Annotated in this window: 2 protein-coding genes; one reads left to right on the top strand and one right to left on the bottom strand. The window is 37.0% G+C overall.

Annotation, left to right across the window (positions count from 1 at the left end):
- Positions 1 to 146 precede the first annotated feature (146 nt).
- Positions 147 to 968, top strand: a complete 822-nt coding sequence (locus C7377_RS03135) for a universal stress protein (RefSeq protein WP_116495861.1) — start codon at positions 147 to 149, stop codon at positions 966 to 968.
- Between the two features lie 164 nt (positions 969 to 1,132).
- Here the strand turns inward: C7377_RS03135 and C7377_RS03130 are convergent, their stop codons facing one another.
- Entirely contained in the window at positions 1,133 to 14,572 is a 13,440-nt protein-coding gene (locus tag C7377_RS03130) for an InlB B-repeat-containing protein (RefSeq protein ID WP_133241452.1), read from the bottom strand.
- Positions 14,573 to 14,618: the final 46 nt, after the last annotated feature.

The following is a 14,618-nucleotide window of genomic DNA, read 5'->3' as shown; positions in this document are numbered from 1 at the left end:
TATTATTTAATATGCGTAAAGGTATAAACTTTAAGAGTAAAAAACCCATTGGTTTTGGAATATTTTTTATACTTTTATAGCAGGATTTTAGCTATATTTCTACTTATTAGAGATATTATTTTCAAAAAGATTGCAAGATAATAGAGATGAAGAAGAAAAAAACAATTATAGTCGCGTATGACTTCACTGAAAGAGGTGATAATGCAATGGATCATGCACTTATTATTGGGAATCCCATGCAGGCAAAAATTGTTATGTTACATATTTACTCTAATGATAGAAATAAGCCTAAACTAGAATCCAGACTAGAGAATAAGCGTAAGGAATATACTTATGATTATGATATCGAAGTTGCTCTAATTAAAGGTAATCTTGCCAGTAGCATAAAACAATATGCAGAGTATTCAAGAGCATTATTAGTTATCATCGGCACCAAAAATCCTTTGCAAGGTTTTGAAAGAATATTTGGAGGTCAAACGCTAAAGATTGTGATGGGAGGAATAGTCCCATTCTTGGTAGTGAGAGATAAACCTCATTTCAAAACCTTAAAAAAGATAGTCATTCCTATTAGTTTTGATTTCCACAATAAGCAAAAGCTTCGCTGGGTACGTGTTTTAAGTAACTATTTTAATATAAGAGTAGAATTATTTGTTCAAAATGAACATAATATCGAAGAACGTGCTGATACTAAAGCGAATTATTTATTTGCCAAACGATATCTTGACAGATTCAAAATTCATCGAAAGACAACCTTAGCCCCTAAAGGTGTAGCATTTCGTGAATCCCTCATAGAATATACGCATAGAACGGGCGCTGATATTTTAATGATTATGACCTCAGAACATCTTTCGTTGCTTGATCATCTTATCGGTGCGGATGAAGAATTTGTAATTGGTAATGAATATAAGATTCCTGTAATGTGCGTAAACCCAAGAATGGACTTAATGCAATTTACGGATTTCTTTTAATCACATATTAAAATATTCATCCTTTTAGAAACAAATAGAATGTACAAAATTACAATCTATTTGTTTTAAGCAATTTTTTTCATGCTTAGATAAACTCAACTTTTTAAACTAAAGAAGGCTACTCGAATGAGTAGCCTTCTTTGATTAATTTCATCAAATATTTACTATGGATTCTTTCTAATAATATAGAAAAATCCTTTCGTTTTGAATCCATCTTCAACTTCAATAACATAATAGTAAAGTCCGTCAGAAAGTCCATCACCATCAAAGCACTCTCCATCTTTCATGTAGTCCTCTTTATGATACACTTCCTTTCCTTCTTTATCAAAGATGCGCACTATGTTACTAATACCACTCAAAAGTCGTTCTTCTAAATCTGGCAGACACCATTTATCATTAATTCCGTTACCATCAGGTGTTATTATCTGTGGTGCCTTTATATAATTAAAGGATTTAGGCAAAATCTCACCAAACTCAGCAACAACGCTGATATCTGAAGTTACGTTCATATCTTTTCGTGGATTGTCAGTACTTCCATCACTCCACTTCACAAACTCATAACCTGAATCTGCAATGGCTTCTACAGTGCTTCCTGATTCGCCCTCTTCAACTGTTTGAGTAGCTTCGCCTGAAATTCTTCCTCCATTACCCGCAGTATAACTTAATGTATATTCTGTTGGCGGGGTTACGATTTCACTAAACTCCGCGACTACGCTGATGTCTGATGTTACGTTCGTGTCTTTTCGTGGATTGTCAGTACTTCCGTCACTCCACTTCACAAACTCATAACCTGAATCTGCAATGGCTTCTACAGTGCTTCCTGATTCGCCTTCTTCAACTGTTTGACTAGCTTCGCCTGAAATTCTTCCACCATTACCCGCAGTATAACTTAATGTATATTCTGTTGGCGGGGTTACGATTTCACTAAACTCCGCGACTACACTGATGTCTGAAGTTACGTTGGTATCCTTACGTGGATTGTCAGTACTTCCATCACTCCACTTCACAAACTCATAACCTGAATCTGCAATGGCTTCTACAGTGCTTCCTGATTCGCCTTTTTCAACTCTTTGAGTAGCTTCGCCTGAAATTCTTCCTCCATTACCCGCAGTATAACTTAATGTATATTCTGTTGGCGGCGTTACGATTTCAGCAAACTCAGCGACTACACTGATGTCTGAAGTTACGTTCATATCTTTTCGTGGATTGTCAGTACTTCCGTCACTCCACTTCACAAACTCATAACCTGAACCTGCAATGGCTTCTACAGTGCTTCCTGATTCGCCCTCTTCAACTGTTTGAGTAGCTTCTCCTGAAATTCTTCCTCCATTACCCGCAGTATAACTTAATGTGTATTCTATTGGCGGGGTTACGATTTCAGCAAACTCAGCGACTACGCTGATGTCTGATGTTACGTTTGTGTCTTTTCGTGGATTGTCAGTACTTCCGTCACTCCACTTCACAAACTCATAACCTGAATCTGCAATGGCTTCTACAGTGCTTCCTGATTCGCCTTCTTCAACTGTTTGAGTAGCTTCGCCTGAAATTCTTCCTCCATTACCCGCAGTATAACTTAATGTATATTCTGTTGGCGGGGTTACGATTTCACTAAACTCCGCGACTACGCTGATGTTTGATGTTACGTTCGTATCTTTTCGTGGATTGTCAGTACTTCCATCACTCCACTTCACAAACTCATAACCTGAATCTGCAATGGCTTCTACAGTGCTTCCTGATTCGCCTTTTTCAACTCTTTGAGTAGCTTCGCCTGAAATTCTTCCACCATTACCCGCAGTATAACTTAATGTATATTCTGTTGGCGGGGTTACGATTTCAGCAAACACAGCAACAACGCTAATGTCTGATGTTACGTTTGTGTCTTTTCGTGGATTGTCAGTACTTCCGTCACTCCACTTCACAAACTCATAACCTGAACCTGCAATGGCTTCTACAGTGCTTCCTGATTCGCCTTTTTCAACTCTTTGAGTAGCTTCGCCTGAAATTCTTCCACCATTACCCGCAGTATAACTTAATGTATATTCTGTTGGCGGGGTTACGATTTCAGCAAACACAGCAACAACGCTAATGTCTGATGTTACGTTTGTGTCTTTTCGTGGATTGTCAGTACTTCCGTCACTCCACTTCACAAACTCATAACCTGAACCTGCAATGGCTTCTACAGTGCTTCCTGATTCGCCTTTTTCAACTCTTTGAGTAGCTTCGCCTGAAATTCTTCCACCATTACCCGCAGTATAACTTAATGTATATTCTGTTGGCGGGGTTACGATTTCAGCAAACTCAGCAACAACGCTGATGTCTGAAGTTACGTTCGTGTCTTTTCGTGGATTATCCGTACTTCCGTCACTCCACTTCACAAACTCATAACCTGAATCTGCTAGTGCTTCTACTGATGTACTTGATGAACCATGACTTACGGTCTGTGTTGCAGTACCGGAAATCGTTCCGTTGCCATCTGTGTTGTAAGTTACAGTGTAGGTTTTCAGCTCAAATTCTGCTGTTACAGAAATATTTGCACTCACATCTGCATCAGTACGTGGATTGTCCGTTACTCCATCACTCCACTTCACAAACTCATAACCTGAACCTGCTAGTGCTTCTACAGTGCTTCCTGATTTGCCCTCTTCAACTGTTTGAGTAGCAGTTCCAGAAATTGTTCCACCAGTGCCTGCTATGTATGTCAAGGTGTATTCTGTAACTGCAATATTTTTAAACGTTGCAATAACAGAAATATCCTTAGTCACATTCTCATCAGAACGTGGATTATCGATACGACCATCACTCCATTTCCAAAATTCGTAGTCCGTATTTGCATTAGCTGTAACTTCTGAACTTGATGAGCCATAACTTACGGTCTGAGTCTTATTTCCAGAAATAATACCATTTCCATCTGTATCGTAAACTACACTATATGTCTCAAGTTCAAATTTTGCAACTACGCTTATTTCTCCTGTTACATCTTTATCAATACGTGGATTATCAGTCACCCCATCACTCCACTGAACAAATTTATATCCTATATTTGGCAGTGCCTCTACTGGAGTTCCACTATCACCACTATTCACCTCTTGCGTTGTGGTTCCAGAAAGCGTTCCACCTTCACCAACGGTATAGTTCAATTCAATAGTAGCAACCTGACTAAACAAGGCTTCTACTGCTAATGATTCAACAACATTGATGTCTATACGAGGGTTTTCTGTACGACCATCACTCCATTTTACAAATTCATAACCGGAGTTTGCTACAGCTTCCACAGGAGTACCTGATGCTGTTCCACTCATGTCTGTAATACGCTGGAATGTTTTACCTGTAACATTACCACCAAGTCCAGCATTATAACTTAATGAATAGTAAGTTTTAAGGAATCCAAATTTAGGATATACACCAACATCCTTCATTACTAGTAAATCTTGGCGTGGATTATCTAAAACTCCATCACTCCAACCATCAAACGTTCGACCTGGATTAGGAATTGCTTCTACAGGAGTTCCATTCTCTCCTCCTTTTACGGTTTGCTCAGCTGTTCCAGAAATAGTACCACCCCATAAAGAATAGGTGTCTTTATAATTGAGAGTAAATACTTCATTAACACCAACAAATATCGCTTCAATATCAATATCTCCTCTTACATCTGTATCTGTTCTTGGATTATCAGTACTACCGTCACTCCATTTTACAAATTTATAATCTGTATTTGGAATAGCTTCAACTGCTGTTCCAGAATTACCAGAAATAACCGTTTGATTTGCCTCCCCAGAAATTGTTCCATTCGCATCAGCTGTGTAAGTCAATGAATATTTCGATGAAGGGGTGTCAACCTCTCTAAAAATAGCTGTGACAGTTCTGTTTAAAAATACTATCAAATCTCTTCGAGGATTGTCAACTTCACCATCGCTCCACTCTAAGAATTGATATCCCGGATTCGCAATAGCCTCTACAGGATTACCTGCTTTACCATATGGTACAGTTTGCGTTGTAGTTCCACTAATTGTTCCATTACCATCTGTATCGTAAGATAGGGTGAACATCTTAAGCGTGAATAATGCCTGAACGGTAATATTCTCAGTTACATTTGTATCAGTACGAGGATTGTCAGTAACTCCATCACTCCATTTTACAAATTCGTACCCATGTTCTGCGAATGCTTCGATTGGAGCACCATCTTCTCCGTATTTCACACTTTGTACTTTTTCTGTAACTGCAGGATATGCATACTTTTCGAACTCTCCCCCAGCAATTGTCGTATAAGTCAAAGTAAATGTAGCACTTGGATCAGCTACTGTAGTTGTTTCCTTAAATTCTGCAGTAGCATTTATTGCCCTTGACACATTTTCATCAATACGAGGATTGTCAGTGACTCCATCACTCCATTTTACAAATTCATGATTTGCGTCAGCAATCGCTTCTACTGGAGTACCATCTTGTCCTTCCTCTACTGTTTGTGATAAAGTACCAGAAAGTGTACCTCCAGCACCTGCTACATAAGTCAACGGATAAGTTACAGTTGGCAAATCTAATTTTTTAAATTCTGCACTTACCGTAATGTCTGCTGTTATACCAGCATCTACACGTGGATTCTCCATCACTCCATCACTCCACTGAACAAACTCATAGCCTGTATCTGGAATAGCCTCAACTGCTGTTCCTGATTCTCCTTCTTTTACTTTTTGAGTTATTGTACCATAAAGAGTTCCTCCAATATCTGTTCTATAATCTAATATAAATTCCTTATCAGAAGGAGTAATCTTCATAAATTCTGCCGTAACATTAATATTCATTGTTACATTAGTATCAGTACGTGGATTGTCGGTACTTCCATCACTCCATTTCACAAACTCATAGCCTGTATCTGGAATAGCCTCAACTGCTGTTCCGCTCTCTCCTTCTTTAACTGTTTGTATTGCAGTTCCTGAAATAGTTCCTCCAGTGCCTGCTACATAAGTTAATGTATGAGTAGTTCCACTAGTAATTTTCTCAAAATAAGCATCAACACTTATTGTATGTGTTACATCTAAGTCTTGACGTGGATTGTCTGTGCTTCCATCACTCCATTGAACGAATTTATATCCATTAGCAGGGATTGCTTTAACAGAAGTACCATCTTCTCCTTCATCTACCAATTGTAACCATTCGCCATCTATTGTACCCAATTCAACCCAATCATCTCCAATTTTGACAGCTGGGACAGAGTACTTGAGCATATAATTAGGTTTAGTTTTTAGCTCAACATCATCAATAATCCATCCGAATTGCCAAGTAGTCGTAGAATTCCACTTAAGGATCACACTACTTTGACCTGCAATTTCATCAACTTTCTGCTGGAAATATTCAGGTTGATCAGTATATCCAGTCCATAATTTAATGACATTCCATGTATCCCCCTTATCTAAGGAATAAGAAACACTTACTACTGACTTGGTATCATAATACTCATGATGGTGCATAAATGATAAATAAACCACGGGGTAATTACTTAAATCAAACTCTGGAGATATTAAATCAGCAGATTCTTCTTGTCCATAATTCGTTTTTGCACTGCTAAAGAAAGCAGTATTGCCCGTAGTACCTAATTTAACAGGGATTGAATATATTAGCATATCTCCAAACTCCCAAGTAAAATTACCCGCTGTAGCTGGTGCTTCCCAACAATCTGGTGCTTCTTGTTTCGCATTAAAATCTTCAAGATATGGAAGCTTAGCAATAGCTAAAGAACAATCTTTACCAAATTCTGCTGTTACATCTAATTCAAAAACAACTTTATCTTTTCTTGGATTATCAGTATTGCCATCACTCCACTGGTAAAATGCATATCCCGGATCAGCGACAGCTAATACCTCAGGTCCATCATCACCATGTGCTACTGTAGCAGTAACAGTTCCGTCAGGATTTGCATTCTTTAATGATCCATTAGCACCTGCTCTATAAACTACCTCATACTCAGATGCTGCCGTAGTTGCCTTAATTTCAATATCATCTACAGTCCAGTAACCTGACCCATCGGCAAATGTCCAACTAAATTGTACATTTGATTGACCAGCAACGGCATCTATTTTCTTTTCATAAATAGTATTATTAGCTACTTGCGCATCAAACTTTTCAAATACGACCCAATCTTGACTACCAATCTTATATGCTAGTCCTCCAACTTGACTATTATTATATTTATTATAAAACTCATGATTGAATTTCAAAGTAATTGTAGAGTTGTCTGAAAAGTCGAACAATGGACTTATTAAACTTGAGCGATTAGCTGTAGAGTAGCCGCATTTATATCCATCCATGACTGCAGAGTTAGGAGAAGAACCTTTAAGAGGTTCCGCCATATAATGTTCAGACTTCGTTTTAAACTCCCACACACAACCATCTCCGCTATTATCAGTAATTGCCCAGTCTGCAGGTTTTTCTGTTCCATGAAAAGTTTGTTTATATGGTGCATAATATACCTTATTATATTCTGCTGTAACATTTATATCCATACCAACATTTACATCCTTACGTGGATTGTCAGTATTACCATCGCTCCATTGCTTAAAGCTATATCCCTGCTCGGCTAAAACTTTAACTTCTGTTGCATCTTGGCTATAGCTAACAGTTTGACTTGCTTGCCCCTCTATTGTTCCGTGGTCACCACCATGATATTGTAATGTAAATGTTTTTGCTTTGAATGTAGCAGTATATGTAGCCTCTGCTTCAACATTTTTCACAATATAAGTAGCAGATGCAGTACCGTCACTCCACTTATCGAAAACATAACCAAATTTTGGTTTCGCTGTAACTGGAGTTGCATCAGTTCCTTGTTTCACTTGCTGAATTGCTGGACCATCAATCGTTCCATTACCATCTGTCTTGAAAGTTATCTTAAATCTTGGCAATAAGTTCATCATCGGAACTGTTTCTGTAACTGGGGTATCAACTACAGTTAGTTCTCCTTCAAAAGTTTCTCTACCATCTTTTACCACACTATAAGAATACGTGCCAGGATTCAACCTAATACTTGCTTTACCATTGGCACCTGTAGTTATCTCACGTCCATCAACTGTTATAGTAGCTCCTATTTCAGGATTACCTTCATAAGCCACTTCGAAAGTAACTTCCTGTGCATTTGTTGGTTTTATGGTAAGTGCGCCTTTATTAAGAATATAATTATAATTATCATCTGTACCTCCTGTCAATGTAATATCATACTTTCCAGCAACAGAACCTAAGGTAGCAGTTGTACTTATCGTTGGCAGTTCATCTAGCACTTCTTCATTCTCCGAATAAGCAAAGCCGTCGAACTTCATCGTTAATTCCGGAATTTCTTCTAGATAATCAACCTCTTTATCTTCTGCAGTAATCGTAAGATCTTTCTTATTAACCGTGAAAGTATAGGTTATAGGCTCAGCCCCAATGGTAGAATTATCTTCTGAAGCATTCGCCGTAATAGAAACAGTTCCTACTCCTTTTATTTGAGCTTCATCTAATACTATTTTTAAAATATTCTCATCACTAGAAGTGTAATAAACAGGATTTTCTGATGAGGTTTCTGCAGTCAAGTTAAATGCAACGTCTCCATACGTTTTAACTCTTTCATTAGGTCCAACAGCCCAAGTCAGGGTTTGCTTTTTCTTTAACACAACACTATACTCATTAGTTGCTCTACCGTTGGCGGCAACAACTGTAAAAACAATAGGTTTAGAGAAATCCAAACTCTCACCTGAAATTATCTGTTTATCACCAATCCATACTGTAGCACCGTTTGATACTGTAAAATTGGTAGTCAAACTGGTTAAATCTGTTGTCTCATCAACTTCAAAAGTCATCTGTTGCGTAATAGGATTTGGATTAAAACCAACACCTGGAATTTCAATACTTAATAATTCGCATTCGGTACTCTTCTCCTCAACAATAGTTAGCAAGTAAGTTTCCTGTAGATCTCTACCAAAAACAGTAGTAGCCAATTCAAACGGAACTGGTGTATTTTCTGAATTGGTAAAATCATTACTAGTAACTCCTGATATTTGGGCAGTTCCTTGAACATTAGCAACAACATTAGGCCAAGTTGGGGTAAATGTCCCAACCATATTCGTTAAATCTGTTCCTTGCTCTACTTCTGTTCCCCATTTATAATCATTAACCTCCCAATCAATAACTTGCTCAGGATAGTGAATCGTATATAATAGATCAGTAGGTTCTACCCAGATACTTTGCTCACTGTCATCAAGTGATTCAGCATTCATGATAGTACCTTGTAGCTTATCACTATAAACTTTTGTATTATAATAGCCTTCATCAAAAGAGAATTCTGCAACTAAGTTAGCAGCACCTTTTTGGTGTGCATACATTCCTGATTGTATATCTGTTTGATTTTTGACGATATTCCAAACACGCACTTCGTCTAACATCCCGTTAAATGCACGCTGTAAGTCTTGTCTATTACCTACGTACAATTCGTTCGTTGTGTTATCTTCTGGCGCTGTAGTTATTGGTTTATAAGCAGTCAATGGTGTTTCTTGACCGTTGACAAAAAGTTTTACGGTCTGTGTCGTTGCATCAAAACTGATTGCTATATGTTGCCACACATTATAATTTACAGTATTCGCAGGACTCATAAAAGTTCCATCTCCTATACTTGAAATCACAATGGAATTTTCTGGATAGAAATTATGTGTAGCAACCAAAAATACAGTTGCGCCTTTTCCTTCAAACAAACGACCGAACCCAACACTGCCATAACCACCTGCTGTCTTAGGATTCATCCAAGTTTCTAAAGTAAAAGATTCTAAATTTGTATCATTCAAACTTCCTAAGTTAACTAGATCATCTTTCCCATCAAAATCAAGAGCATAAAAACCATCCGAAGCAGGAACCTCATTGGTAATATCAACAACTAACTTATCATTTTCAGAATTATCGTCTTTATCCAATATTGTATATAATTCTATTTTATATGGACCGCCTGCGGATAAATTTGCTTCAGCTGTGAAAGTGTACTCTATAGAAGCATTAGGTACTATAGCAGTAGAAACAGTCTCTTTCACCTCTGATCCTCCATTGATTTTATAGGCAACTTCAAACTCATTAACCGTTTCTGTACCATTATTTAAAATAGTTACTTTAACCAATTCTGAATCGGTAAGACCATTGCCACTTTTTAGGTTTGTTCCTTCAATAGATAAATCTGTTGGATAAGGATATTCGTTTACAACTTTAATGGTATAATCCTCTACTTCTCCATTGATACCGTAGCCATCATCTTTACATACTGTGATATTAGGAGTTGAGGCTACACGTAGTCTAATATTATAGTTTCCTTCTCCTACTGATGCAGGGATACTGATTGGAATACTATGCGTATTTACACCTTGACTAACAGCAATTTCTCCTATCGCTTCGCTGCCATCCTCAAAATCGCCGTCATTATTCCAATCAACCCATAGAGCCAGTGCGCCCAATTCTACAGCACTAACAGTTACTTCAAGTTTATCATCATCCTTATTTTTATACACTTCAAAAATCACATCTCTAAAATACTGAGGCACATTGGACTCTGCATTTTTTGAAGATGTTTCATGCAAGACTTTATCTTTAGCCACTTGTTTAATAAATATGGCAGGCTTATAAGAATAACTTCCCACTCTAGAAACACAATATCTATCATTAGTAATAAATTTTGACGTTTCGTTATCTTCAAGATCAACATCCTCATTTAGTACTTGTGCTTCAATAAAATATCGTTTTTGAGATACCGTGATGTCTGCCTTCTTGGTAAAGCCATACTTTACTGCTTGCCCTGCAGGAATTGAACTAATTGTTTCTGTATTCCAGTCTCCTTTATCTACTCTATATTGAACTTCAACATTCGTTTGAGCATTATTAGAATTGTTCACAACTTCTATATAAATAGTTTGGGGCTCGGTAAAATATCCATTAGAATTATCTATTCTTTCTAATGAAAAAGTATTGTTAACAAAATTATTTGTTGGCTCTTCTGTTGTTTCTGAAACTTCGGCTAACCAACCGGTTTCATTATTCGTTCCTGTTGATTCAAATACCACCAAAAACTCATTCGAATAATTGTCTGCAATAAATTCCATTGGAGTAGTCATATTTCCAGAAAGAACTGCTAAAATTGGTGATGAGACATAAGGACCATCATGAATTATTACTTTATCGTTAGGATGCGTATTAAATTCTGTGAATTTAAGTTTCACTCTAGCTCCAGCAGTCTGTGGTTTAAAAACAACTCCACCTTGGAAATTATCACTATAATTTAGAACTTTTGCTCCATCATCAGTAAACTTAATAATTTCACTTGTTATTGTTTTTTCAACTGGCATATAATTTTCATAAGGAGGAATTCTATAATAATCACCAAAGTTCGCGGTATTTTTGATCATTATATCGTTGCTCTCATTTATATCACCTTTCAAAGCTGTTTCAGCTTTTATTTCGTATAGTTTATTTGGAATCGTTAAATCAACTCCTCTTGCAAATGTATAATCTAAGGTTTTGAAAGCAGGGATAGGACCAGCAACAACTTCTTCAGCGACTAACTGTCCTTCTAAATATAATTTAACAGGAACATTTGATATATCCTCTCCATCATTATTCTTAATTGATATTGAGACTTTTTCATCAGCCGTTAAATTTCCTGAATGTGCAGGCACTATCATATTTGTAATACCAACATCGTTTTTTGCTTCTAAAATATAGATATAGGCGAAAATTACTTGATCTTCAGTATCGCGTACAGCCGTTTGTATGCTTACCGAAAATTCTTGTCCTACATAATCAGACAAATCATAATACTGTACAGTCTGCCCTTTTGGTGTTGAATCAATATTAACTCTACCTATATTATTTGCAACAGGATTTCCATTAATTAAAACCCTAAAGTTTGCGTTTCCAGGTGTTGTAGTTTGAATAACCGAACCGAATCGGAGCCATAAATTCCCGGTTATATTAGTTGCATCTATATTACAAATCTTTGCTTCAGCTACATTTGCCTTATTTGCATAGACATCAGTTGAATTCCAAGAAGTGGTAAGTTCACTATCGCCCGCAAAACTTAATGCCTTACTTTTGGAGGTGGGATCACTGGAAGAACCTAGTTGTACATATTCCTGTTTAACATTTACTCCTTTATCTATTTCAATATATGAACTAGGTGTTTGTTCAAATGTTTCCATAAATGGTAAAGCTGTTGGAGTAATAGGTAGCGTCCCACTATTATCAGCAATAACTGCGATGGCTCTCTCACTTTCAATACCTGATGCATCTACTGCTTTTACAGTATAGATATTCATTTCTGCAGTACTCAAATTTGGGAGTTCAAAACTTAAGCTAGCAGACTCTCCAATTATACTATATGTTTCTTCTGCTGGATTAGCTCTTAATATTTTATATTTTACAGCTCCATCTACTGCATCCCAACCTAAATTCCATCCCGAAACACTACAAGGAGAATTAGTAAGTTTTAGATTCTGGGGTGTACCCATTATAACAAAAGGCAAATCACTTACATCCATTGTCCCCCCTTGTGTAACACGTAATATGGCTTTGTCAGTAATCGTAGCTGGGACATCAAAAAGCACATCATGTTTCCCAGCTGCAACCTCAGCCTCTAGAGTTTGGAAAGTAGCTCCTCCATCTGTAGATAGTTCTAATTTTTGATTTCCATTATAACCGATGCTATTCCAACGCACCATAATCTTCTCCCCAGGACTAAATACTTCTCCTCCATTTGGATAAATCATTCTTAGTTCTGGCATCTTGTATGAATATACCACTGCATACTCTTGCTCTTCACCAGGTATCTTATAACCTTCTATTTTTATCGTATAAGAAGTATTAGGATTTTCAATAGTTACTTGTTCCTGATTATTTAATCTGTCAACAGCTTTTATTGCTGGCTCTTCAGGGATTGCTGGATTTAATATCCACGGATAGGTGATTGAACCACCATTTATAACTTTTAAATCTAAATCATTAATTAACGCTTTATCGCCAGCAGTACCTTCCACATCATTCCAAACTAACATTACACTCAACTCTGTAGCACCTGCAGGAATAGTGATATCATATGAGTTTGATTGTTCATGTGTTAATCTTCCAATAAAATATTGTTTCTTTTCAAGAATTTCAATAGCTTTCTCTCCATCAGCACGTCCGAAACCAAACTGATAATCGGGACCTTTATTTCCCAAATCTTCCGCTGTATTTAGTAAAGCTCCCTTTATTAACGAAGAAAGAGGATTTTCTCCTCCATTTATTTGTTTATATCGTTGATAAAGTAAGGTTGTTAACCCAGAAATGGCAGGACATGCCATAGAAGTTCCTTGCCAGTCTTCTTGTTCGTAAGAGTTATTGTAAACAGTAGAAAGAATGTCCGTTCCGTTTGCAACAACATGGGGAAGAATACGTCCATCATCCATAGGACCCCAGCTACTGAAATCACTCATATTTGTATATTTATCAACAGCACCTACTAAAATAGCATTCTTGACGCGTTTAGTCGATGTTCTGTATGGACCTTGATCAGGACAAATATACTGGTCGTTACCCGCTGAGAAGACATGGGTCACGTAAGAAAATTTATTAACCAACCAATCTAATTGCTCATCGTTCATCCTATATTCAGAAGGTGTTTCACAATATAATTTGTTAGATATACCATAAGAATTCTGAGTGATTGCTATGTCAAACTCTTGAATACCTCTAAGCATCTCAGCTTGAGTATTTCCGTTTTGGAAATTCCAAGTATAAACTTCTGCTTCTGGAGCCATACCTCTGGCTCTAATATTTAGTAAACCTGAGCCTACCATAGTTCCTGCAACATGCTGTCCATGAGAATTTGAACTTGTAAACTCCTGAGTGTGTAATCTTTTACCTAAATCAGGATGACCTTCTACGTTGGCATCCCATATACCCACATTCATACCTTCGCCAGTCAAACCTCTACCTCCTATTCCAGTATATGAAAGCAGCTCTGCTCTGTTCATTGTTCGCGCTTCTATATTGTTAAACTCATAGGGAGGCGAAATACATTCGATTTTCCTTACCCAAGACTGAGAAGCTAAGTCTATAACTAAATCAAATGGGATACTTATATTGAACATTTTGAACGCTTTATAAAGCTCAAAATCTTTTAATTTTTTATCTTTAATATAAGATCCAATCAATGAAAGGTCTGTATCTGGGAAATAGGCCACGATAATTCGCACGACTCCCTCTGAAACGATAGCATGCTCAGGAATTTCCCCTTTCTTCAGATAACTGTCCAATTTAGATTTTGCGTCAATCGTACTAACTTCAGAAACAATATCATTAGTCCTTGATTTCGTTTTTTGAAGAGTTTGCTTCTTCTCTACGATTGCATAATAAGTTGTGCCTGAAATGTAACGGACAAGAAAAATACCTCTAGTTTCAAGCGCTTTTCGCTCTTCTGCTGTAGGTATCGACTCTAATTCAATTTTCACATACTTCTGTGAATTGTTGGTTTGTTCTTTTTTGTCTTGTTTTTCTAAATCATCAAGATTTATTGCAGATAAAGAAAAGTTAAAAATACTGACAAGAATTACTAGAACTAGTAAAGTCTTTTTCATAGAATAAATTATTAATTTTTGGTTAATTTTAGTTTGCCCAAATATA

It is taken from the genome of Balneicella halophila, assembly GCF_003096835.1.
GTDB classification, from domain to species: domain Bacteria; phylum Bacteroidota; class Bacteroidia; order Bacteroidales; family Balneicellaceae; genus Balneicella; species Balneicella halophila.
The sequence above is the reverse complement of the archived record's forward strand: the minus strand, read 5'-3'. Positions and strand labels throughout refer to the sequence as shown.